Annotated in this window: 15 protein-coding genes, 1 pseudogene and 1 other annotated feature; of the genes and pseudogenes, 3 read left to right on the forward strand and 13 right to left on the reverse strand. The window is 39.1% G+C overall.

Annotation, left to right across the window (positions count from 1 at the left end):
- The coding region (locus QP439_RS07395; protein WP_285389096.1) for a mucin-binding protein at positions 1-10,371 on the reverse strand (10,371 nt) is incomplete at its 3' end.
- Positions 10,372-10,636: 265 nt separating this feature from the next.
- Here QP439_RS07395 and QP439_RS07400 point away from each other — a divergent pair.
- The 3 genes and pseudogenes from QP439_RS07400 to QP439_RS07405 all read left to right on the forward strand — a co-directional run bounded on the left by QP439_RS07400 (position 10,637) and on the right by QP439_RS07405 (position 13,857).
- A complete protein-coding gene (locus QP439_RS07400; RefSeq protein ID WP_285389099.1) occupies positions 10,637-12,919 on the forward strand; it encodes a Xaa-Pro dipeptidyl-peptidase in 2,283 nt (760 codons plus the stop codon).
- Positions 12,920-13,088: 169 nt separating this feature from the next.
- Positions 13,089-13,390 (forward strand): annotated as a pseudogene (locus QP439_RS09130) (Xaa-Pro dipeptidyl-peptidase); the annotation flags it as partial.
- Positions 13,387-13,857 carry an arginine repressor gene (locus QP439_RS07405; RefSeq protein ID WP_001043026.1) on the forward strand — a complete coding sequence of 157 codons (471 nt, stop codon included), beginning with the start codon at positions 13,387-13,389 and terminating at the stop codon, positions 13,855-13,857. The pseudogene QP439_RS09130 and the gene QP439_RS07405, both read left to right, overlap by 4 nt.
- Positions 13,858-13,900: 43 nt before the next feature.
- Here QP439_RS07405 and QP439_RS07410 read toward each other — a convergent pair whose 3' ends face one another.
- The 12 genes from QP439_RS07410 to trpX form a co-directional block, all read right to left on the reverse strand.
- Positions 13,901-14,059 (reverse strand): hypothetical protein, encoded by a 159-nt coding sequence (locus tag QP439_RS07410; protein ID WP_004239381.1) that lies wholly within the window; start codon positions 14,057-14,059, stop codon positions 13,901-13,903.
- Positions 14,060-14,068: 9 nt separating this feature from the next.
- A complete protein-coding gene (obgE, locus tag QP439_RS07415) occupies positions 14,069-15,379 on the reverse strand; it encodes a GTPase ObgE (protein WP_000061642.1) in 1,311 nt (436 codons plus the stop codon).
- Positions 15,380-15,442: 63 nt separating this feature from the next.
- The gene (locus QP439_RS07420) at positions 15,443-15,577 is read right to left on the reverse strand and encodes a DUF4044 domain-containing protein (protein ID WP_049499369.1); all 135 of its coding nucleotides are present in this window, start codon (positions 15,575-15,577) and stop codon (positions 15,443-15,445) included.
- Between the two features lie 58 nt (positions 15,578-15,635).
- On the reverse strand, positions 15,636-15,812 hold the full coding sequence (locus tag QP439_RS07425; RefSeq protein WP_125393714.1) for a PspC domain-containing protein: 177 nt from the start codon (positions 15,810-15,812) through the stop codon (positions 15,636-15,638).
- Between the two features lie 29 nt (positions 15,813-15,841).
- Positions 15,842-17,167 (reverse strand): glycosyltransferase family 4 protein, encoded by a 1,326-nt coding sequence (locus QP439_RS07430; RefSeq protein ID WP_125393715.1) that lies wholly within the window; start codon positions 17,165-17,167, stop codon positions 15,842-15,844.
- 15 nt (positions 17,168-17,182) lie between these two features.
- Complete coding sequence (gene cpoA, locus QP439_RS07435) at positions 17,183-18,226, reverse strand: alpha-galactosylglucosyldiacylglycerol synthase (protein ID WP_285389110.1); 1,044 nt, start codon at positions 18,224-18,226, stop codon at positions 17,183-17,185.
- Between the two features lie 115 nt (positions 18,227-18,341).
- The gene (locus QP439_RS07440) at positions 18,342-18,671 is read right to left on the reverse strand and encodes a metal-sulfur cluster assembly factor (protein WP_000331925.1); all 330 of its coding nucleotides are present in this window, start codon (positions 18,669-18,671) and stop codon (positions 18,342-18,344) included.
- A gap of 14 nt (positions 18,672-18,685) precedes the next feature.
- Positions 18,686-19,795, reverse strand: coding sequence for an RNA polymerase sigma factor RpoD (gene rpoD, locus QP439_RS07445; protein ID WP_000201903.1), 1,110 nt, complete (start codon positions 19,793-19,795; stop codon positions 18,686-18,688).
- 2 nt (positions 19,796-19,797) lie between these two features.
- On the reverse strand, positions 19,798-21,558 hold the full coding sequence (dnaG, locus tag QP439_RS07450) for a DNA primase (protein ID WP_285389113.1): 1,761 nt from the start codon (positions 21,556-21,558) through the stop codon (positions 19,798-19,800).
- Between the two features lie 89 nt (positions 21,559-21,647).
- Positions 21,648-22,406 carry an ABC transporter ATP-binding protein gene (locus QP439_RS07455; RefSeq protein ID WP_004254621.1) on the reverse strand — a complete coding sequence of 253 codons (759 nt, stop codon included), beginning with the start codon at positions 22,404-22,406 and terminating at the stop codon, positions 21,648-21,650.
- Entirely contained in the window at positions 22,403-23,269 is an 867-nt protein-coding gene (locus tag QP439_RS07460; protein WP_045612545.1) for an ABC transporter permease, read from the reverse strand. Before QP439_RS07460 ends, QP439_RS07455 begins: the two co-directional genes overlap by 4 nt.
- A 75-nt stretch (positions 23,270-23,344) precedes the next feature.
- Positions 23,345-24,340, reverse strand: a complete 996-nt coding sequence (trpX, locus tag QP439_RS07465; RefSeq protein ID WP_000792150.1) for a tryptophan ABC transporter substrate-binding protein — start codon at positions 24,338-24,340, stop codon at positions 23,345-23,347.
- A 216-nt stretch (positions 24,341-24,556) separates the two neighbouring features.
- Positions 24,557-24,774, reverse strand: a binding site (T-box leader).
- Between the last annotated feature and the right edge of the window lie 155 nt (positions 24,775-24,929).

The raw sequence follows: 24,929 nt of genomic DNA on the forward strand, positions 1-24,929 counted from the left end.
TGAAGTTACTTCTCCAAATGTTTGGTTAGCTGGTGACCATTCTCCGAATGTAATCTTACCAGTAATTGGGTTGATAGTTGCTGAACGTTTGAATTCTTTAGTTTCTTGAACTGAATCAGCAGCTTTCTTACCATCTGCATATACATAGTTGATTGTACGTTTAACTTCTTCTTTACGTCCATCTTCTAACTCTTTGATTAACTCTGGAGTCCATTTTGGTCCTGTTGGATTATTTGGATCGATTGGTTTATTAGGAGTTGGTTTTGGATCATTTGGATTTACAGTTACTGGTTTAACTGTCACAAGAACTTTAAATTCTTGGTTAGTCTTAGAGTCTGCGTCGAATTTACCATCTGTTGGGTAATTATTTTCAACAACTGTGTATCCTTTAGCTTTCAGAGCTTCGATTGTAGCTGTTACTTCTGCACCTTTCGTGAATGCTTTTCCTGCATCTCCTGTATCAACGATTGATTGGGCTACTCCACCTTTTTCAGTCTTATCAGTTTCACTGTTTACTTCGATGAAGTGTGTAACTGCTACTTGAGAACCATCTTTCGTATAAACGATTGTAGTATCTTCAGTCGGGTTCGTTGGCACTGGTGGGTTATATCCTTGTTTTGGATCGTTTGGATCTTTCGGAGTTAATGGTTTTCCATTTGGTCCCACTGGTGTAGTTCCTGGTACGTATGGAATCGTAGTTGTAGGAGTTCCTGGTTTTGTAGGATCATCTGGATTATTTGGATATTGTGGGTTTTCAATTGTCGGAGGAGTGAATCCTTCTGGAACAACTGGGACAAATTTACCTAAATCTTTATAGATAACTTTTTCAACAATATCTTTATCCGTTGCATTAACACCCGTTACATCTTTCTTAGATGCTTCTACATCTCCTGTAGCTACATATCCAGGTTTAACTGGGATAGTTGCTTTTCCTTCAAGAGTTGTATCGTTATCTTTAGCCGTCCATTCACTGTAAGTAATTTCTTTTGTTACAGCATTAACTGTTGCTGTACGTGTAAAGCTTACTGTAGTTTCATGTTTAGGTTCTGCTTCAGTTCCACGTTTAGCAGTATCTGCTACATCATCTGCATAAGTATACGTAATTGTACGTTTTACTTCTTCAGCTAGTTTAAGATCTTTATATTTTAGTCCGTCTGGATTGTTTGGATCTACTGGTTTATTTGGATCGAAGTTTGGATCATTTGGATCAATTGTAATTTGTTTTATTTTGTAAACTACAACTTCTTCGAAGTCCGCTGCATCAGCTATTACTGTCTTAGCTGGAACATCACTTGTTGTTGGATTACTTACTAATGCTGATGTATATCCATCAATTGTTGGTGTTGTCACTGCTTCAAAATCAGCTGTTGTTTTAGGTGTCCAAGTTCCATATTCAATTTCTCCTGTCACAAGGTTAACTTTAGCTGTTCTTGTGAATTCAAGAGTTTGAACTTTCTTACCTGGTACATCTGCACCTAGTTTAGCATCTGGAACTGGAGTTCCATCGTCATAAATATACTTGATAGTACGTGTTACAGATTCAGTTGTCTTCAAGTCTTTAACTGAATCAGGCCATTTTGGTCCATTATTGTCACCTGGAACTACTGGTTGTCCTGGTTCTGGTTTCACATAACCTGGAGTAGTTGGATCTGTTGGAATATCTTTAACAATCGGTTTGAATGTTACTGTATATTCTTGGTTTGTTGACGCATCAGCATCAAATACTTTTTCAGCATCTGTTGATGGATAATCTTTTTCACTTGTATTTACATTGGCTACTTTTTCATATCCACGAGCTAAAATCTTATTGATTGCTGCAGTTACTTCTGCATCTTTAGTGAAAGCTTTTCCTGTATCACCAGTATCTACTACTGAAGGTTCTAGTCCTTTACCAGTTGTATCTACGAATTTAGTTACTGCTACTTGAGAACCATCTTTCGTATAAACGATTGTTGTGTCTCCAGTTGGTGTTGTTGGTACTGGTGGTACATATCCTTGTTTTGGATCACCTGGTACTTTTGGTGTCAACGGTTGTCCATCTGGTCCTACTGGTGTAGTTCCTGGTACATATGGAATCGTTGTTGGTGTTCCTGGTTTTGTAGGATCTGTTGGATTATTTGGATATTGTGGATTTTGAATTGTTGGAGGATTGAATCCTGCTGGTACAACTGGTACATATTTACCTAGTGCTTTGTACACTACTTTTTCCGTAATATCTTTATCTTCTGCCTTAACATTTTCTACAGGTTTAACAGATGTTTCTACATCCCCTGTTGCAACATATCCAGCTACAGCTGGAAGAGCATTTCCTTCTAATGTAGTATCGTTATTTTTAGCTTCCCAATCTCCATAAGTGATTTCTCCTGTTACTGGGTTTACTTTAGCTACACGAGTATAGTTCACTTTTGTAGTAACTGGTTCTACTACATTAGTTCCACCTTTATTTCCATCTTTTTCAGCTTGGTTTAATTCACTTGCTTCTGTTGAGTAAGTGTACGTAATTGTACGTGTTACCTCTTCATTATTTTTAAGTTTCGCAAGTAGTTCATCAGTCCATTTCGGTCCATTTGGATCGCTTGGATTAATTGGCTCACCTTTCTTAGGCTCTTTATAATTTGGAGCTTTTGGATCAACTGTGATTAGTTTAGTTTTATAAACTACTACTTCTTCAAAGTCTTTATCAGTAGCCGCTACAGTTTTCGCTGGTACATCAGCTGTTGTTGGAGTTACTCCTGCAACTGCCGCTGTGTATTTCTCTAATACTGGCGATGTTACAGCTTCAAATTTTTGGTTCGCTGACCAATCTCCGTATGTGATTTCTCCTGTCGCTACATTAATCTTACCAGGACGAGTGAATTTAAGTGTTTTAACTTTCTTATCAGCTACACTTGTTAAATCAGATTCTGCTACTGGAGTACCATCTTCGTATACATACTTAATTGTACGCGTTACTTCTTCTTGTACTTTTACAGCGTTGATTAATTCTTCTGTCCATTTTGGTCCATCTGGATTATTTGGATCGATTGGCGTTTTTCCTGGAATTGGTCTTGGGTTATCATCACTCTTCGGTTTAGTTGGATCGAATGATGGAATATCAACTACTTTAGCTTTGAATTTCACAACATATTCTTGATCAACTGCTGCATCTTTATCGAACTTATCAGTTGATACAAATCCGTTATTTACTAATTCGTAACCTTTCTTAACTAGCTCAGCAATCTTATCAGTTACTGAAGTTGCTGTTGTTGCTGGGTAAGCTGCTTCTGATTTACCTGTTACTGCGATTGGATCTGCAAGACCTGGAGTAATTACTTTATCTGTATTAGTAGGATCTACTTCTACGAATTTAACTACAGCTTTTTGAGCAACTGGAGTGTAAAGTACTGTGATCTTGTAGTCATCTGCTTCTGCATCGATTGCTGCAGTTGCTTCTACAGTAGCGTTATCTGGAGTGTATCCAGTCACTTCTGGAGAGTTAACAAGGTTGAACTTATCGTCTTTTGCTACTTCTGCAGGTGTTAACGTTACACCAGTAGCTGTTCCACCTACCGGAGTCCATGGTCCAAATGTAACGATTGCTTTTTGAGCAGCTGTTGCATCTGCAGCTATCGCTTTGTTTGTGATGTGATCGTAGTAAACTGTACGAACTTTGTATTCTTCAGGAGAATCATATCCACTCTTATCTAACACTGCTTTGTAAGTTGCATATTCTGTTGGATATTCTTTCGCAGCTAATGTGTAATCGATTGTACGGTCACGTTCAAAGTGAAGTGTTTCAGTCACTGTCGGTGCAGCCGTTGTCCCACGTTTATCTGCCGGTACATCATCTGTACTTGCATATTTGTATTCGATTGTACGTGTTACTTCTTGAGTATCTTTAATTTGACGAAGAACTTTTTTGTGACGTAGATAAACATTGAATGCTTGATCTACATCTTTATCATCATCGAACTTACGTCCACCTTCAATAGCTGTACCTTGAGTATTATTTGTATAGTCATCAGTTACTAATTCATAACCAAGGTCTTTATATTTCTTGATTGTGTCAGCTGTTAGGTAAGGAATCTTCGTATGAGATTTACCTTGAAGCGTTGTAACCCCGTAAGTTGTTTTCGCATCCGCACCCGTAGTAGGAGCAGTTGCTGCTGTTTGAACTTCAAGAATACGAGCATCACCTGTCGCATCTAAGTCGATGTATGTTACTTTAGCTTTTTGAGTATCAGCTTTATAAACAACATACATATCGAAGTTGTCTTTGTCGTCTGATCTTATTGCAGAAGAAGCTGGTTTATACGTTCCTACATCTTTTGTATTTCTATCAATCGGTTTATAAGTACCAATTTCCTTAGCATCTTTAATATGAGCCATTTCTCCTGTTGCATTTGGAGCATTGTATTCTAAAGTTACAACATTCGCTGTATAACCTTTTACAGTAGGAGAAACTATGCTATTCATCTCTTCGTTATTTTCTCCATGTTTCCAATCGGAAATAATCAATGTTCCTTGAGAGAATTTAGTACCTTTAGGTATTTCAGTTCCTGCTGTGTATTCTGTACCATTCACATCTCTAACTGTATTCGCAGTTACCATCGGTTGGTCTAATACACCATCTTCATCAAACATTTTATATGTACGAGTATAGTTTAGAGTTTGAGAACGTGTTACTGGTTCATTATTGATTGATAAAATTGGATTATTATTTTTATAAGAAGCTTGACTAGTAGCTGTTGCATCATTATCACTCTCATACACATAGTGAATTGTACGTGTAATTGATGCTTCTGTAACTGGTGTTACTATTGGTGTGTATTTTGCTCTACCGTAATCAGTACCATATTTTTCTGTAACTTTATCATTTGCTACAACATCATTATAGTCTATATCTGGTTGTACTAAATCTACACCTGTTCCTCTACCTACAAATCCAGGTTCTGGTGTAAATGTAACTTCACCTGTTGGTTTTCCACTTGCATCTTTCACAAGTTCATATACCCCTTCACCTGTGATTGTTACTTTAGAATCATTAGTATTAGCCAGGTCATAACTACGTGGAACCTCTGTTATTGCTCCTGTTGTAGGATCAAGATGTGTTGCACTTGGTAATACAACTTGATTTAACGGTAATATTCTCTTAACTTTAGTACCTGCTGGAATCGTGTTAGTTGCACGATATTTACCATCAACTTTTACAACATCACCTTTTCCTACAATCTGACTAATAGATGTTTCTTTAGCCAAAGTAGAAATTTTTCCTCCACTTTCACGTGGAATAGTATCACCTGTATTATAAGTAACATTATTCCAAGTATTATTAGCTGTCGACACTAGTGAATTTTTAAGTTTAGCTCCTGTTGGAATTCTTCCTCTGGCAGGAATAGTAGTCTCTGTACCGTTGGCTAGAGTAACAACCGTGTCTGCTGTAACAGGATGAGGATCAACTGGACTAGATCCCGCTGGGATAGTTTTTCCAGTAACAAGTCGAACATTATTTACTACAACAGAACCTGTACCTGTTACTACCACATCTGCATCTTCAGCAATTTTCGCACGCGCTGGTAATTTATCTTTATCAGGAGTATATGTTACTACCTTCCCATCAGCAAGTGTTAATGTAGTAGCCTTACTTACTTCAGTATCTTTATCGTATGAAGATTTATTACTTTCTAAAGTATCCGCTAATTTTATACTCTTATTCTTATCTATGATTTCGAATTCATTAGCATACCTAGAATCTGTAATCTTATATCCTGTTTCAGTTTCCACTGTTCCGTATACTGGGATTTGAGGTCTAGCACTTTGTTTTTTACCTTGAACATCAGTAGTTGTAGTATCTTCACCTATTGGTCTCACATCAATAACAGTTGGAATATAACTAGTATCCATTGTTTTATAACCATTATTTCCATTATTTGTATTTTCAAGAACCTTATCTTTTTCTGCTAATGTGGTAGATGCTTTAGAAGCCTCAATTGTATCATTATTAGCTTCCCATCCAGTTGAATTATTATTATCATCCCATGCACGAATTGCAATACCTTTTGCTTTACCAACAAATCCTAATTCAGGTTTAAACGTTACAGCTGTTTCATAGAATCCACCTGTAATTTCTTTGTTATCACCTGCTGTAGCTGGATTAACCTTATATGTTCCGACTTTGTTACCAACACTGTCATATTCCGTATACTCAGACATTAAGTATTCTGTTTTTTTGTTATTAGGGTTCACAACTTCTAACGCTGTTCCTAATACTTTATTATTTTTATCTTTAACTTCTACTAATCTACCTGTTAAAACGGTGGAATCGTTCTTATCAACAAATACTTTACCGTCTTGCATGTAAATTGAGCCGTCAGATTTTTTACGTAGTCGAGATACAATTCCTTTTGTTCCTAAATCTGTTTTATCTTTTTCAGCATTAGGATCTAATGTTGTCACTTTAGTTGTATCAACCACTTTATCTGTTAATACAATTTTCGGTGATAATTCAACGTTGTTGATTTGAGCCCAGTTTTTGTATCCTGAATCTTTTGATTTACCATTTGCGATGAACATAGAATTTGTTGGGAATTTAATTCCTTGCTCTTGTCCTTGGTAATCTTTAGTTTCGTGTCTTGTACCACGAGGGAAGTGAGTGACGAATGTTTGGAAATCTTCTACTTCCCCTGAACCAGCAAGTCCTGTTGATTCACGGATATCTTGTTCTTCTAACGCAATACGTAAACGTACTCCGGCTTTATCAATCGCAGTATCTAATAATTGTGCTACGTTCTTGAATTTAACATCATACGTTTTTTGACCTGGTGTTACTTTGATTAATTCTGATGCTTCATCTACATCGAATTTACCATTCCCATTGAAGTCAACCCATCCACGTAAATATGCTTCTTTATTATTTACACCTGGGTTAGCTTTTACACCATATAAAACATATTCTGTGTCACTTGCTTGGCGCAGTGTATATTCACCTTTGATTTTCTTACCAGTATTATCTACTGCATCTGGATCTAATAATTGTGCTTCACCTTCATCAGGGATTGCCCCAACACCAAGTTTTTTAGTTGTTGCATTATAAATCCCAATCATTGGTAAACCAGTTGCTGGATCTGGAGTTGTAAGAACGTCTCCTTGGTTGACAGCTACTTGTGTACCATCTTCTTTTCTAATTACAGCATTTCCACTAGATGTAATTAAGAATGTACCTGTTTCCCCTTTTTGGTTCGTTACTTGTACTTGTTTACTAGGATCTGTTTCTCCAGCACCTAGGTCTTTTTCAACATATTTATTTGTCATTACAAGATCATCTAGAACCCAGTCACCTGATTTTGCATTGACTGTTGAACGGAAGTCTGGATCCCCTGGTTGATCTCCTAAATATGGCTGTGTTGCTGTTACTTCTCGGTTATTAATTACTTTGTTGAAGTTCCCAATTACGTGTTTTGCACTTCCGTATGAACTTGGAGCATCTCCACCGTCTGTTACGATAAATCCGACAACCCCTGATACAGAACTTGTTGAGTTACCATAGAATGATAAGTTACTTACCCCTTGTGTTAATCCAATTGGTAATCTGTATCCGTCTTCACGTGCATCCCAGAATGAACCAAAAGTTTTGCTTCCATAGGCTGATGGACTTACCCATTGTGTTGGATCATATCCAGCATCTTTCATATCCCCTAAATCGCCTGCATTCGTTAATTGTACAGGTCGTTTGTCAGGGTTTTTGAATTTCAGTGTTGCTCTAGGATCATCACCTTCTTTAGCTAGTCGTCCATCGACCTCAGAACCATACATAATCGATCTACCATAGAAGTCTTTTGTGATTTCTTTGTGTTTCCCATCTGTAGTATCATAATACTTACGTTTGCCTTTGTTACCGTTTATATATTCAACCTCAAATGTTTTAACTCCGCTTGGTAAAATGAAAGCTTCTAAACCTTTCATTGCGGCACTACCTTGTAAGATAGGACGTCCTTCACCATCTAGAATCTCTCTAGTTTTGATTTTTACACCATTTCTCTCGGTTTCAGTGCTTGTAAACAACCCTTCTCTAGTCGTTGTCATTCGAGTTCCAGTAGAATCTAAAATAGTTGGATTACCATCAGCATCTAGAACTGGCATATGATCTTTTTCTGATACAAGTACTTTTGCACCTGAAGCAGTCGTCAAGTAATATTTAGCTTCAGTTATACCATTATCTTCTACATCTTCTCTTGTAGGAGTTTGTTTATTGTTAATAAACATCGGATTTCCTGCAGCATCTACATAAGGATTTCCATGTTTGTCAACAAGAACAGATGTTCCATTTCCATCTACAATAGCATCACCTTTGCTATCTAATCTACGGTTATCCCAGTGGATTTCCATTAGTTTTTCAAAGGCACCACCATCAGTTTCAAATTGAGAATATTCACGTCGACCTGATTCATCGGCATCTGCTACAACGGCATTTACGGGAACAAGTTGTCCATTATAAGTTGCTTCTAAGTACAAAGATACCCCAAAGTTCGCGTGGTCACGAGATGAACTGAAGGCTACTAAACCTTCGCGGACTGGACCTGTTGGATTTGTGTCAGAATCTCCTTCTCTTCTTTCACGATAGTTAGTATGAATTCCCGCTGAACGAAGGTAACTGTTTGTTTTATCTTGTGTAGTTAGAAGAACATCTACTCCACGCCCTCCACCATTTGGTCCATCGACGATATCATATACACTAGTAGGGCCATAGGCTTTAGAATTTCCGTTAGTCCCACTAGTATAATTTCTTAATCTATTTCCTTGTCCTTTTTGAGGGTCAGTTTCTACTTCTTTTGGTGCAAGTTTAGAAACTGTTGCACTTAAGCGATATCCTTCTACACGGGTAGGAACATCGAATTTCATCCCTACTTGTAACACTTCATAGATTTCACCTAATGTTTTAGTCGTATACGTAGTTAGATTAGCCGTATTTGGAACTTTTACATCTGTTTGTCCTTGTAAATTTCCCCCATAGTAAATATGTTGTTCATACTTCGCAATACCCATTTTTAGGAATGCATCATCTGTTGATTTTAATTTAGCTCCTTTAGCGTAAAGAACACCATCAACTGTATAATCTCTTCCTAAAGTGATATCACGATACATTGAAAAGTAACCTTCAAATGTACGACCTGTTGAACCAGTGTTGGCATCTAATTGTTTGTATAATTTCCCATTTGGTGTAGTCGTTGTATTCCCATAATATCTTACTGGAGTTGCTACCGTACCGTCTTTATAAGTAATAGTAGCAGAAGCAAAGTTGAACCAGTTAATAGAGCTTGATAATTGCTCAAGGTTTTTAATCCCTGCAGAAGCAACCATTACTTGACCTGGTTCAAATGTTACTGAACCTGAACCATCCGCATAAGTAATTGTTGTGAACCCTGCCCCTTGTACTCCTCTTGTTTTATTAACTGTAATTGTATCTTCATTTGTTAACCCTGGGTTTGATGTGCGAATTTGTTTAATAATCGCTGCAATTTCAGAGTCTGTTAATGATTCTGTATTTGTTACAGGTGTCAATTCTAGAGGTGCACTATCTCTTCCACCAGCGTTAGCAGTATTTGCCTCATCCAACACAGCCTCAACTTTACCGATATGACCTGCGCGTTTCATCTCAGTATAAACTGCTTCGATAGCAGATGAGATACGTTGAAGTTGAAGATTCAATTGTTCAGCGGTAACATCTTTCTGGTTTAGAACTTTCTTAGATGCAGCAATTTCCACTTTTGCAGCTGCTACTGCAGCTGCAATTGCTTCTTTTGAAGATTTATCTTCAACTTTTTTCTCAGCATAGTTTGCCGCAGTTGTATTCAGAACTTCAGCTTCTGATGTTAACTGTTCAAGGATTGTCTTTGTAGCAGCAATTGGGTTCTCTGCTTTCTTTTCATCCTTCTTATCAGCTTTATCATCAACTGCTTTCTCAGATTTTTTATCTGTAGAATCAGCTGCTTGAGTTGCTTTTTCTTTGTCAGTAACCTCTGATTTTTCAGTTGTAGCAGTTTCAGATGTTTTATCGTCTTTCTTAGACGCTTCCGCTACTAACTTTGCGATTTCTTCCTCGCTCAACTCTTTTTTATCTAGAACAGGAGCTCCTGTTCTAGCTTCAGTAGCTGGCAAGGTCACATTCGTTGGAGAAGTTGCCCCCTCACCATCTTTTGGAGTAGAGGTTACGGCTTCTGTTTTATTGTCAGCAGTTGCTTCTTCTGCATTAGCAGTAGATTGGGCAGCACCCAAAATCAAGGCTGTACCCAAAAGTACACTCGCAGCACCAAAATGATACTTACGGATAGAGAAGCGTTGACTCAAACCATACCAATCAAAAGATTTATTTTTTTGTCTTTTTGATTTATACATTTTAATCACTTTCTTTTTTTTAGATTTGTAACCATGTGTGCAATTACATACTTAAATTATACCACCCCCCCCGATTTAGTCAACAAATTCAATAGTTTCATGCTTTTATTTTTTAGTTTTTTTCGACTTATATTTAAGTAATTTTTACTTTTATATTAATTGCGATACTAAATATCTTTTTATGTTATTTTATTTTTGTTTTTATATTTATTTTTCACTCTTTTTTTGATATAATAATCTTAAGTTTAATTTTATCGGAGGTTATATGCGTTTTAATCAATTCAGCTATTTAGCGCTACCTAGAGATACAATTATCTTTGAATTAAAAAAGTATGGGTTTGATTTACCAGTCAATATTACAAATAAAAAAATGCTTGAAGCGTTTCTTATTCGTTTCTTTTTTAATTATAAAGATAGTGCCTATCCTCTATCCAGTTTGGCAGTTGATAAAGAAACTGACTTACTGACTTTTTTTCAGTCAAACAAAGAGTTGACTGCAGATATTTTCTACACTGTAGCCTTTCAACTTTTAGGCTTTTCTTATTTGGTTGACTTCGAAGAAAGTGAAGTTTTCCGTAAAGAGACTGGATTTCCCATTGTATATGGTGACTTGATTGAAAATCTCTATCAGTTACTCAATACTCGCACCAAAAAGGGAATTACTCTTATCGACCAACTTGTTAGTGACGGTCTTATTCCGGAGGATAATGACTACCACTACTTTAACGGCAAGAGTTTGGCTACTTTTTCTAGCCATGATGTCATTCGAGAAGTCGTTTACGTTGAGTCTCGTGTCGATACTGACCAAAAGGGTTTACCTGACTTAGTCAAGGTCAGCATCATTCGACCTCGTTTTGATGGACAAATCCCTGCTATCATGACAGCTAGTCCCTACCATCAGGGAACAAATGACAAGGCTAGCGACAAGGCTCTCTACAAGATGGAGGGCGAGCTCGAGGTTAAGCCTGCTCATAAGATTGAGCTAGAAGAACCTCAAGTCAATCTTGTCCAACCTCAAGGCCAAGCTGAGCTTGTGTCAGAAGCTGAGGAAAGGCTAACTCACATCAACGCTAGCTATACACTCAACGACTACTTCCTTCCACGAGGTTTTGCTAATCTCTATGTGTCAGGTGTTGGTACTAAAGACTCTACTGGTTTCATGACTAATGGAGACTACCAGCAAATCGAGGCTTATAAGAATGTCATCGATTGGCTCAATGGTCGTTGCCGCGCCTTTACCGACCATACGCGCCAGCGTCAAGTAAAGGCTGACTGGTCAAACGGAAAAGTAGCCACAACTGGGCTTTCCTATCTAGGTACTATGTCCAATGGTTTAGCAACTACAGGTGTCGATGGTTTAGAAGTTATCATTGCCGAGGCTGGTATTTCTTCGTGGTACAACTACTACCGTGAAAACGGTCTAGTAACTAGCCCAGGTGGTTATCCAGGTGAGGACTTTGACTCCCTTGCTGAACTAACCTACTCTCGTAATCTCTTGGCTGGTGACTATATTCGTGGTAATGAGGCTCACCAAGCTGACTTAGAAAAAGTAAAAGAGCAACTGGATCGCAAGACTGGCGACTACAATCAGTTTTGGCATGACCGCAATTATCTGCTCAATGCTGATAAAGTAAAGGCAGAGGTTGTCTTTACCCACGGTTCACAGGATTGGAATGTCAAACCACTTCATGTTTACCAGATGTTCCATGCCCTTCCAGCTCATATCAATAAGCATCTCTTTTTCCATAATGGTGCCCATGTTTATATGAACAACTGGCAATCCATTGACTTCCGTGAAGCTATGAACGCCTTATTGACTAAAAAATTATTGGGTCAAGAAACAGATTTTCAACTTCCGACTGTTATCTGGCAAGATAATACTGCTCCTCAGACTTGGCAGATTCTTGATGATTTTGGTAATCAAGAAACCTCAGAAACTTTCTCACTTGGTCAAGAAGAGCAAGTCATTCAAAACCAGTACCCAGATAAGGATTTTGAGCGCTATGGTAAAACATACCAGACCTTTAATACGGAGCTCTATCAAGGGAAAACCAATCAAATTACTATTGACCTTCCTTTGACCAAGGATCTCCACCTGAACGGTCGCGCACAGCTCAATCTGCGTATCAAGTCCAGTACAAACAAGGGGCTCTTATCAGCCCAACTAATGCAACTTGGACAAAAGAAATACCTACAACCTTATCCAGCTGTTTTAAGTGCTAGAACCATTGACAACGGTCGCTACCACATGTTGGAAAATCTCTGTGAATTGCCATTTCGTGAAAATGCGCAACGAGTCGTGACAAAAGGCTATCTCAATTTACAAAATAGAAATGATTTACTGTTGGTAGAGGATATTACTGCAGATGAATGGATGGAGATCCAGTTTGAACTGCAACCGACTATTTACAAGTTAAAAGAGGGAGATACTCTTCGTTTAGTCCTCTATACTACTGACTTTGAAATCACAATTCGTGACAATACCGCATACCAGCTGACTGTTGATCTAGAACAGTCTACTCTTATCCTACCTTGTCAAAAGGTATAATATCAGACTTTCAAGATGAAACTATTTCCACTTAAACAGTTGAAACAAACATAAACTTGGTATCAACTTCAATCCCAATATGGGCTTATGATAGGTCTACACGGGAGCTTAGACAAAAGATACTAAGACTCTAACCAACATGTGTACTCATTAATAACACTCGCTACCACACCACATGTTGGAAAATCTCTGTGATTTGACATTAATCGTAAATTCACAACAAGTCGTGACAAAAGGCTACCCTAATTGAATGATTTACTGTTAGTAGAGGACACCAATGTAGATAAACAGATAGATACCCAATTCATCTACACCCAACTAGTGACAAGTTAAAAGTGTGGGATTTTCTCCATTTAGTCCTATACTACTGACTTTGAAATCATCATACGTGACAATACCGCTTACCACCCGACTGACGCTTTCGTTCAGTCCACGCTTTCTGTACCTAGTACAAGGAGTAATATTTTATGAATAAATCTGAACACCGACACCAACTCATACGAGCTCTTGTAACGAAAAACAAGATTCATACTCAAGCTGAGCTACAAGCTCTTCTTGCCGATAATGATATTCAAGTTACACAAGCTACACTTTCGAGAGATATTAAAAGTATGAACCTTTCAAAAGTACGAGAAGAAGACAACTCTTACTACGTGCTCAATACAGGTTCTATCTCAAAATGGGAAAAACGTCTCGAAATTTATATGGAGGATGCTCTTGTCTTGATGCGCCCCGTTCAACACCAAGTCCTACTAAAAACCCTTCCTGGACTTGCTCAATCCTTTGGTTCTATCATTGATGCTTTGAGCTTCCCTGACGCTATCGCTACTCTCTGTGGAGATGATGTCTGTCTCGTCATCTGTGAAGATGCAGAAGCTGCTCAAAAATGCTTTGAAGAATTGAAAAAATTCGCTCCACCATTTTTCTTTGAAGAATAAGAAAATTCCGTGTCTCATGTGGCACGGAATTTTGTTATATTCTTTACTGAGATGGATTTTCTTTTTTAGTTCGTGCTAATCTCAGAGCACGATTTGGATTGAGACGATTAAATAGTTCTTCCAATTTCTTTTCATTCCAAACGTCTGCAGCGGAGACGAAGTTGCCTTCCGCATCTCGGAAAGATATCGGTTTATCTCCCATATCAGTCTCCTAGTCTACAAATTCAAACTCAAATTTACCAATGCGGACCAAATCCCCATCTTTAGCTCCACGCGCACGAAGGGCTTCATCAACCCCCATACCACGTAATTGACGAGCAAATTTCATGACTGATTCGTCACGATCAAAGTTGGTCATATTAAAGAGTTTCATCAGTTTTTCACCAGAAAGTACCCATGTAGCATCGTCATCACGACTAATTTCAAAGGCTTTTTCTTCCTCGTCAAATCCATAGTAAGCTTCTTCTTCCATATCTGACTCGTCGTAGAGCAAGAATTCTGGTGTCTTGTCTAGCAATTCAGCTGTAGCATCCAAAAGCGTTGCTAGACCTTGCTTGGTCAAACCAGATATTGGGAAGATAGCTGGTAACTCTTCAAATTCATCATAGTTTTCAGCTAATTTTTTCTTGAATTCTTCAAGATTTTCCTGACTCTCAGGCATATCCATCTTATTGGCTACAATAATCTGTGGACGCTCCATGAGACGAAGATTGTATGACTCCAGCTCTTTATTGATGGCAAGATAATCCTCATATGGATCACGGCCTTCACTAGCTGACATATCAATGATGTGAAGGATAACACGTGTACGCTCAATGTGACGGAGGAACTGAGTTCCTAGACCAACACCTTGACTAGCCCCTTCAATCAAACCTGGTAAATCAGCTACTGCAAAGGATTCACCTGATTGGGTACGAACCATTCCTAGATTTGGCACAATAGTCGTAAAATGGTAGGCACCGATTTTTGGTTTAGCAGATGTGATAACACTTAAAAGTGTTGATTTACCTACAGATGGGAATCCTACTAAACCAACATCCGCAAGGATTTTAAGTTCTAACTGTAATTCACGTTCCTGACCTGGTTCTCCATTTTCAGAGATTTCAGGTGCAGGATTTTTTGGTGTCGCAAAGCGAATATTTCCACGTCCACCACGACCACCGTGGGCAACGATAAATTCTTGACCATGTTCAATCAAATCTGTCAAGACCTTGCCAGTCTCGGCATCACGCACAGTTGTTCCTTGTGGCACTCGAACTCTAAGGTCCTCGGCACCACGACCATGCATCCCTTTGGTCATTCCTTTTTCACCAGAATCAGCCTTGAAATGACGATTGTAGCGGAAATCCATGAGGGTACGTAGTCCTTCATCTACAACGAAAACTACATTTCCTCCACGACCACCGTCACCACCCCAAGGACCGCCATTAGGGACATATTTTTCACGGCGAAAGGCAACCATACCATCGCCACCATTTCCAGCCTTGACCTTAATCTTAGCTGTATCTAAAAACATACTCATTTTTTCTTCTCACTTTAAAAAAGGGCTGGGAAATCCCAGTCACAAAATTTTCTTGAATCTATTTTATAGATTACTAAGGGCACCAATAGCAGTTGCAAAAATACCCAAAATACTTGCTAATAGCATAATAACTACGATAATTAAAGTTAATTTCTCAAAAAAGGTTTTTTTACGATTTCCATTATCTCCAAATGCCATTTTTCTCTCCTTCATTACATTCTATTTTCTATTATCTTAGCATGAATTCAGCTAGTTTTCAATAGTCAGTTGCTACAGGTGCGATGATCCATAAAATGATATAAGCTACAATCCCAGCTCCGTAACAGCAAGCAAGAACACCCCATATTACGCGAACGATAGTTGGATCCATATCAAGATAATGGGCCACTCCGGCACAAACACCCGCAATCTTTTTATCAAGACTACTTCTCATTAATTGTTTTTTCATGGCTGTTCCTCTTTCTATTCCTCATGGTCTTTCCAATAATCTCTTATGCTGATTAACTGCGTTTTTGAAGCCTTCAGCATGCGTCTAGAGCCTTTTACGGGCACAGCGACCACCTGTTGCGGTAGATACAAAACTGTCTTAAAGATTCGCTGACTAACCGTATCGTCTTTAGCCAAATCTTTCTGGAAGTTATTTGAAATAATGGCATCCAGATAAAACTCATGCACTCGTTTTCCAAAATTCTCAGCTGAAATCTCGTACAATTTCTCTGATAAGGTATGCTCATTCATATCTGGCGTTGCAATCAGGGCTTCTAAAATAGCTCCAGCCAAATCATGTTCTCCATAATACAAGGTTCCAAACATTTTATCACTGATAAGATTGTCCAGATAAGGATTTCCATGTGCAATGACAGGCGTTCCACTGGCCAAGCTTTCCAAGTAGGTCAAGCCTTGGGTTTCACTTGTCGATGCTGAAATGAAGAAATCCGCTGCCTTATAGTAAAGAGCCGTCTCACTAGGAGCAACCATCCCTGTAAAGATGACTGAGTCTTGAATCTCTAGTTTCTTGGCTTGCTCTTTAAGGTCATCCAGATAAGGACCATCCCCAGCAACCACCAGTTTGACCTTGTCTTCCTCTTTCAGAACTTCTGCAAAGGCTGCTAATACTGCCTGAATATTTTTTTCATAGGAAATTCTGGAAAGACTAAGCAACATCTTTTCATCATCTTGAATCCCCAGTTTACTACGCAGTTCTATCAAATTTTCCTGCTTTATTTCCGGACGCTCAAACTTAGCTAACTCAATACCAGTTGGAATGACCCGTTTTTCAACCTTGACCTTATAGTCAGATAGCAAGTCACGAACAATCTCACTCGGGCAAATAACCCCATCCACATCGTGTAAAAAACCTCTAACCAGATACTTAACCATGCTAGGACGAATCAACATCCCCTTGGCAATATAATGCACATAGTCTTCATACTGGGTGTGATAGGTATGGATGACCGGAATCTTCAGTTCTCGCGCAATCCAAATCCCCAACAAGCCAAGAGAAAATTCTGTCTGAGTATGGATAATATCCAGCTGATACTGTTTAGCAATTTCCAGTGCTTTGCTGAAACCTCGGTAGGCAAAGCGGCGATCCTTAAAAGCAAAGAAAGGAACACTTGGAATGCGGATAATTTGCCAATCTTCATAACGATTGACATCCTTATCTGTCGTCGTAAAGATAAAAACAGCGTGCCCTTGCTTTTCAAGTTCTGTTTTCAAGGTTCGAATACTGGTCGCAACACCTGAAACCTGAGGAAAATAGGTATCTGTAAATAAACCAATTCGCATAGATTACCTCTCTTTTTACTTTCTCCCTAAAGCGGCTTGTTTCTCATAAAAGTCCAACCAAATTTGTAACAGATGCTCTTCTGAATACTCACTGGAAATATTCTTAGCTTTTTCTTTGAGGTCTTTTAAGGCAGCAGGATTTGCTTGATATTCTAAAATAGCCTCTTTCATCTCTTCTCTATCTGCTGTTGCCCGATAATTTCCCTCTAAAATCACCTTATAAAGATCCAAATCACGTAGCATAATAGGAGCTTCACAACTGGCAGCTTCTAAGATAGTCATCGGAAAGAGCTCATTGTAACTAGGCAACAAGAAAAGGTCAGCTAGGGCATACAATTCGCGCATCCGCTCTGGTGACACGATACCTGGAAAAATCAAATTTTTAGGAGGATTTTCCATTATTTTCTTGTAGCGCTCATAACCATCTGTCATGCCACCGAAAGAGAATCCACCAGCCCAGATAAAGGTAATCTGAGACAATTCCTCAGCCAGACGGATAAAGTCATCAATCCCTTTGCGTTTCTGAACTTGACCAGCACCTACTACGATAAACTGATTCTCACTAAGACCTAGCTCTGTTCGCAGACTCGCCACCTCTTCTTGTGGAAGGGGATGCCATTTTTCCTTATTGACAAAGTTAGGAATATAGGTCACTTTTTCACGTGGAATACCAGCTGCCACCAAATCCTCGATAAACATAGGATTGACCACCACCAAGTGCTCCATCCGGTTGTAAAAAGAAAATACATAGCGCTTCACAATTCCCTTTAAGAAAAATGGAATTTTCAAACTCCCCTCAAGTGTATCAGGCAAGAAATGTACATAGCCAATTTTTCTCCCTGAACGTTTCTTTTGGAATGTTGATAAATAATAGGGGAAATCAATTGTATGAAAGTGAGTCACATCTGCCTCGATTGGAAGATTTTCTGTAACAATCAATTGGTCCTTGGCATCACGGTGAAGAAGACGAACTAATTCACGGTAGGCACCTGAAACTCCTTGTCCTGCTACTTTCTCACTTGAACTCAACATATTGATGCGTAATTTCTTTTTTTCCATAACTACTATTATATCATTTTCTTTGAATAAAATCAGCAAAAGAAAGGAGAGACTAGAGGAAAAGAGGGGGAAATTTCCTCGCCTTTCCAATAATCTCTCACATGCTTTTATATGTTTACTTAATGCCTAGGGCAATACGTGCATAGCGACTCATTTTTTCAACGGTCCAGGCTGGATACCAAACTAATTTGACCTCAGTATCCGTTACTTCTGGAACCTCTGTCATAGCATCATAAATCTGGTCTGTCAAAAGGTCGGCTAGGGGACAACCCATGGTTGTCAAAGTCATATCAATCTCTGTTTGCCCTGTGTCACCATCAAAACGAATCTCATAGATCAAACCAAGATTGACAATATCGATTCCCAACTCAGGATCAATAACTTCTTCCAAGGCTGATAAAATTCGTGTTTTGATGTTTTCAATTTGCTCTTCTGTATAAGCCATATTCATCCTCACTCTTAGTCTTCAATAAAATCACGAAGCGGTTTGCTGCGACTTGGTTGGCGTAGTTTTCTCAAAGCTTTAGCTTCAATCTGACGGATACGCTCGCGAGTCACGTTAAATACTTTACCCACATCTTCAAGGGTACGCATTTTACCATCATCTAATCCAAAACGTAGACGCAAAACATTTTCTTCACGGTCTGTAAGAGTATCCAAGACCTCATCTAACTGCTCACGCAAGACGATACGAGTTGTATAATCCACTGGATTTTCAATCACTTCATCTTCGATAAAGTCCCCAAGGTGGCTATCATCCTCTTCACCGATAGGAGTTTCAAGGGATACCGGTTCTTGGGCAATCTTCAAGATTTCACGAACCTTGTCAGGGGTCATATCCATACGTTCAGCGATTTGTTCTGGTGTCGGATCTTGTCCCAATTCTTGAAGAAGATTACGTTGTTCACGAACCAATTTATTGATGGTTTCAACCATATGAACTGGGATACGGATGGTACGAGCTTGATCCGCAATAGCACGAGTGATAGCCTGACGAATCCACCAGGTTGCATAAGTTGAGAACTTGAATCCTTTAGAATAGTCAAACTTGTCAACCGCCTTCATCAAGCCCATGTTCCCTTCTTGAATCAAGTCAAGGAACTGCATACCACGGCCGACATAGCGTTTAGCAATAGAAACAACCAAACGAAGGTTGGCTTCCGCAAGACGTTGTTTGGCTTCGATATCACCAGCTTCAACAGCCAGTGCCAATTCTTTTTCCTCTTCATTGGTCAAGAGAGGAACGACTCCGATTTCTTTCAAGTACATACGAACAGGGTCATTGACCTTAGCCGAAGTTGAACCAATCAAGTCCTCGTCGCTGAGTTCTGGCTCTTCTTCAGTGCTCAGAACACGCGCACTCGGATTTCCTTCGTTATCTGTGATAGAAATCCCTGCATCCTGAATTCGTTGCAAGAGATCTTCAATCCCATCAGCATCCAAGGTAAAAGGAATCACCAGACTTGCATTAATTTCATCATCAGTTGCTGTCCCTTTTTGTTTATGATTACGGATAAATTCTGCTACTTGTACATCAAATGTTGTTACTTCTTTTTGTTTTGTTGCCATTATTACTCCATTCTTCTCTTTTGGGAAATTAAACGTTCCAATTCTTCTAGGGCTGTGTCGGTATCTCCTACATGGCTCGCCTCCTGCACCTTCTTTTTGATTCTCATATTGTCCTGATTCAAGAGAGCCTTGTTTCTAGTCATTTCTACTTCACTTAGTTCATGCGGTGACATCTCAGCAGGCAAATCATGAGCTAAGACTTGATACCAAGCTCTTTCAACTTCGTCTGTCTGTTCTGCTAGAACTTCTGGAGGAAGATTGCCATACTGGCCAAGCAAGTCATATAAGACCTGAAATTCAGGTGTGTCAAATGCAAAGTCTTCTCGCAAACGGTAATCGTTCAAAACAAGAGGAGATTCCACCATTCGATAAAGTAGATGAGCTTCCGCCCTCATAATAGCTGATAACTGCTTGGTGACAGGCATAGTGATTGGCGTCGGTTTGGAAATCCCTTCCATGCGATTTTGCCTTTGCGCCTGACGGCTTTCATTAACAATCTGCTCAATCTGAGCATAATCAAAGGATGCCAGACTGTCAGCTAAAATATGAATATAGCTGTTTTGAGCAGTGATAGACTTTTCTTGAACAATCAAGGGCGCTATTTTTTCAATAAATTCAATCTGAGCCTGCAGATTTTCACTATTTTCAGGCTTATACTGATGAATGTAAAACTCAATCGGACTAATACGAGTTTTCGTTAATAGATAGGCCAAGTCTTCTGGTCCATTTTTTTGTAGATACTCATCCGGATCCAAGCTATCAGGCATGCTGACGATTTGTACAGGCATATCACCAATTTCGTCTAGCGCTTTCAATGTCGCAGCTTGCCCAGCCTTGTCGCCATCGTAAACAAGAACCAACTTCTTGGTTAACCTTTTTAGATGCTCAACATGCTCTCGACTCAAGGCTGTTCCCATAGATGCGACAGAGTTTTCGATTCCAGCCCGATAAGCTGCAATGACATCCATGAACCCTTCCATCAGGTAAATCTCACTGGTTTTACCAGAAGATTTTTTTGCCCTATCCATATGATATAATTCGTAACTTTTGTTAAAAATTGCAGTAGATCGGCTATTTTTATACTTAGAAGTTTGTGAATCCGTTTTCTGCCAGATACGACCTGAGAAGGCAATGACCTTTCCTTGGTCATTTGTCAGGGGAAACATAATCCGATTGTGAAAAGTGTCTACAAATTGATTAGCATCCGAGAGATAAAACAGGCCTGAATCCAAGAAATCCTCTTCACGATACTGATCAGACAAACGTTGATAGAGATAGTTGCGTTCTGGAGGTGCCAAACCAATCCGAAAATGCTTGAGCACTTCATCTGTCAAACCACGCTGATAAAGGTAGTTTCTGGCCTCCTCCCCCATGGTCGTTGTCATGAGAATAGCATGATAAAATTTGGCAGCATCTTCGTGCATATCATAAAGAGCTTGGTGGGGTGAAGCTGGCTTCTGCTCACTATAAAGCGGTTTTTCCACCTCTATCCCGACACGCTGACCTAAGATTTGGACAGCCTCCATAAAGGGAACTCCTTGGTACTCCTCGATGAACTTAAAGACATCACCTGAGCGACCACAACCAAAACAGTGGTAAAACTGCTTGTCCTCTACAACGTTGAAAGAAGGTGTTTTTTCACCATGAAAAGGACAGAGCCCTAGATAGTTCCGTCCTGCCTTTTGTAAAGAAATCACATCTCCTATGACTTCCACAATGTTGGCATTGTTTTTGATTTCTTCAATGACTTGTTTGTCAACCATACACAATACCTCCATGTTATCATAGTTTACTTTATATAGTATACTTTATTTCAGAAAAAAAGTAAACCATTTCACTCATTTTCCCTACTTTATTCAAAGAGTTGATAATAATCAGAGATTTTCATTTTTGCTTTTTCTTCTTGTTTCAAATCTTGGATGATTCGTCCTTCTTTCATGACAATTAAACGATTGCCATATTTGAGAGCATCTTCCATATGGTGGGTAATCATAAGCGCTGTCAGCTGGTCTTTCTTGACAAATTCATCTGTCAACTCCATGAGTGCGACACTTGTCTTTGGATCAAGGGCTGCAGTATGCTCGTCTAACAAGAGCAACTCAGGTCGCTTCAAGGTTGCCATCAAGAGACTCAAAGCCTGTCTTTGTCCACCAGATAAGAACTCAATCGGTGTATTCAAGTGTTTCTCAAGACCGTTTCCCACTTTTTCAATAGTTGCCTGAAACTCATCCTTATAGCTAGCCAGACGTCTCGGAAACAGTCCACGCTTTTCACCACGAAACTTGGCAATCAAAAGATTTTCAGCCACCGTCATACGAGGAGCTGTCCCCATCTTGGGATCTTGGAAGACTCGAGACAGATACTTAGCCCGCTTCTCTGGTGAAAACTTGGTAACATCTTCACCCAAAATACGGATGGTTCCACTGGTTAATGACAAGGTTCCTGCAATAGTGTTAAAGAGAGTTGATTTCCCAGCACCATTTCCACCTAAAATCGTGATGAAATCCTGTTCAAAAATTTCTAAGGAAACATCATTTAAGATAATCTTTTCTTCATCAAAGCCATTTTTAACGACTTTGGTTGCATTTTTTAATTCTACAATTGCTGTCATTTGCTTAATTTGGCTCCTTTCAAGATTGTTTGCTTAAATGTTGGAATCATGAGGCAGACTGCTAAAATCACGGCGCTGTACAAACGAAGGTAACTTGTATTAAAGCCAAGCGCAATAACTGCCCACACTAAGAATTGATAGGCGATAGAACCTACAACGATTGTAACCAAACGCTCTGCCAAGCTTAAACTCTTGAAGATAACTTCTCCAATAATCAAGCTTGCCAGCCCCACAACTATAACCCCGATTCCTCGAGATACATCAGCATACCCTTCTTGCTGGGCAATAAGAGCACCTGCAAGGGCAATCACACCATTTGATAAGACCAATCCCATGAGCTCCATGCGTCCAGTATGAATCCCGAAACTTCTAGCCATATCAGGATTGTCACCTGTAGCAATATAGGCTTGTCCTAGTTTGGTATCCAAGAAAAAGAGCATGAGAGCAATAACAATACTGACAAAGATGAGACCTGTCAAGAGTTGGTTCAAATCTGAATCAAAAGGCAAAACATCCTGAATTTGCTTGGTTCCAAGCAGTCCTAAGTTTGCACGCCCCATAATCAACAGCATGATAGAGTGACAGGAAGTCATCACCAAAATCCCTGAGAGCAAGGTTGGGATCTTCCCTTTTGTATAAAGAAGTCCTGCTGCCATTCCAGCCAAACAACCTGCTCCTACAGCAACAAGAGTCGCTAAAAATGGGTTCACTCCTTTGGTTATCAAAGTGACAGCAACAGCTCCCCCAAGAGGGAAGGAACCTTCTGTTGTCATATCTGGAAAGTTCAAAATCCTAAATGTCATAAAGATCCCCAGACCTAAAATAGCCCAGACAAATCCTTGAGAAATAATAGATAATATCATCTGTTTCTTAACCTTTTCTATATGATTTCTATTGTAAAAAATTGGAGGAGATGTCCCCAACTCCTCCATTACAGATTATTCAATCACTTGTCCTGCTTCTTTAAGAACAGATTCAGGAATCGTAATACCTAGCTCTTGTGCCAATTTTTTGTTAATTACTGACTTACCAGTTGAAAACACATTGACTGGAGTATCAGCTGGTTTAGCACCTTTCAAAACTTGCGCAATCATTTTACCTGTTGCCACACCAAGGTCGTGTTGGTCAACTACAACGGATGCCAAACCACCAGCTTCTACCATTGCAGTTGCACTTGGGTAAATTGGTTTTTTAGCGGATTGATTACTTGAAACAACAGTTGAGAAGGCTGAAGCAATAGTGTTATCAATTGGAACCCAGATAGCATCGACCTTACTAGTCATAACGTTAACTGTTGAAGCAATTTCATTTGTTGAAGGAACTGCAAATGTTTCCACTGTCAAACCAGCTTTTTCAGCATAAGCCTTAAATTCTTCAACCTGTGTTTTTGAATTGTCTTCACTACTTGAGTAAAGGGCTCCGATTGTTTTCACATTTGGTGTGAGAGCTTTGATGAGTTCAACTTGTTGTTGAGCTGGATTATGGTCAGATACACCTGTAATGTTACCACCTGGTTTTTTCAAATCTTTGACCAAGTTAGCACCAATTGGGTCTGTAATAGCAGCCATGATAACCGGTAGGTCTTTTGTTGCACTAGCCAATCCTTGAGCTGCTGGTGTTGCAATACCAACCACAAGGTCATTCCCATTTGCAACCAATTGTTTACTCATTGTCGCAACCTTACTTTGGTCACCTTCTGAGTTCATAAAATCGATTTTAACTTGGTCATCTTTATAACCTTCTTCTGCAAGTCCATCTTGAATTCCTTTATAAATCAAATCAAGAGATGGATGGCTCACAAACTGAAGGACACCAACTTTGGCAACTTTCTTTTCATTCTTAGCTTCTGGTTTATTCATTGAAGAGTAAATCAAGCTTCCTGCTACTAAGACTGCTAATGCAGCGATAATTCCAATTAAACGTTTATTTTTCATTCTATTTCTCCTTTTTATTCCTTTAAAATACTTCACTTATCTAATACTCTTCGAAAATCTCTTCAAACCACGTCAGCGCCGCCTTACCGTACTCAAGTACAGCTTGCGGCTAGCTTCCTAGTTTGCTTTTTGATTTTCATTGAGTATAAACAAGTGACGCCATCGTTTTCTTTCCATACTAACCTCCATCAAAAAAGTCCTCACACAAAAAACTTGTGTGAGGACGTCGATGCGCGGTACCACCTCAATTATAGGGAATTTCCCTATCGCTCTGTCTCGCAATAACGAGATGCACTGTAAGGTGTGCTCACCGAATTTTTATGATTTCAAATTCTAAATAACATTCAGCCCAATTTTCATCATCATCACTTATCTGTTTTCAGCTACCACAGACTCTCTAAAAAGTTTATATGATTACTTTTCTGAATGGTTAAATTATATCATTTTTCAACTACTTGTCAAGACTCTTTTAGCATTTTTTTAAACTATTCAAAAACTTCCCCTATAGAAAAGGGCTCTATAATATTTGTAGTGGGTAAATCCCCTATGGATCTTATGGAGCCTTTTTTGTGTAGAAAAAAAGTCCCAT

The sequence above is a fragment of the Streptococcus sp. UMB1203 genome, from assembly GCF_030217725.1.
Classification (GTDB): domain Bacteria; phylum Bacillota; class Bacilli; order Lactobacillales; family Streptococcaceae; genus Streptococcus.

Excerpts from the sequence above, each read along its gene's own strand:
- QP439_RS07410 (WP_004239381.1), bottom strand. The coding sequence starts at position 14,059 with ATGGGAGATAAACCGATATCTTTCCGAGATGCGGAAGGCAACTTCGTC.
- QP439_RS07455 (WP_004254621.1), bottom strand. The coding sequence starts at position 22,406 with ATGACAGCAATTGTAGAATTAAAAAATGCAACCAAAGTCGTTAAAAAT.
- QP439_RS07420 (WP_049499369.1), bottom strand. The coding sequence starts at position 15,577 with ATGGCATTTGGAGATAATGGAAATCGTAAAAAAACCTTTTTTGAGAAA.
- obgE (WP_000061642.1), bottom strand. The coding sequence starts at position 15,379 with ATGAGTATGTTTTTAGATACAGCTAAGATTAAGGTCAAGGCTGGAAAT.
- QP439_RS07440 (WP_000331925.1), bottom strand. The coding sequence starts at position 18,671 with ATGGCTTATACAGAAGAGCAAATTGAAAACATCAAAACACGAATTTTA.
- QP439_RS07405 (WP_001043026.1), top strand. The coding sequence starts at position 13,387 with ATGAATAAATCTGAACACCGACACCAACTCATACGAGCTCTTGTAACG.
- QP439_RS07460 (WP_045612545.1), bottom strand. The coding sequence starts at position 23,269 with ATGATATTATCTATTATTTCTCAAGGATTTGTCTGGGCTATTTTAGGT.
- trpX (WP_000792150.1), bottom strand. The coding sequence starts at position 24,340 with ATGAAAAATAAACGTTTAATTGGAATTATCGCTGCATTAGCAGTCTTA.
- QP439_RS07430 (WP_125393715.1), bottom strand. The coding sequence starts at position 17,167 with ATGCGAATTGGTTTATTTACAGATACCTATTTTCCTCAGGTTTCAGGT.
- QP439_RS07400 (WP_285389099.1), top strand. The coding sequence starts at position 10,637 with ATGCGTTTTAATCAATTCAGCTATTTAGCGCTACCTAGAGATACAATT.
- cpoA (WP_285389110.1), bottom strand. The coding sequence starts at position 18,226 with ATGGAAAAAAAGAAATTACGCATCAATATGTTGAGTTCAAGTGAGAAA.
- dnaG (WP_285389113.1), bottom strand. The coding sequence starts at position 21,558 with ATGGTTGACAAACAAGTCATTGAAGAAATCAAAAACAATGCCAACATT.
- QP439_RS07425 (WP_125393714.1), bottom strand. The coding sequence starts at position 15,812 with ATGAGAAGTAGTCTTGATAAAAAGATTGCGGGTGTTTGTGCCGGAGTG.
- rpoD (WP_000201903.1), bottom strand. The coding sequence starts at position 19,795 with ATGGCAACAAAACAAAAAGAAGTAACAACATTTGATGTACAAGTAGCA.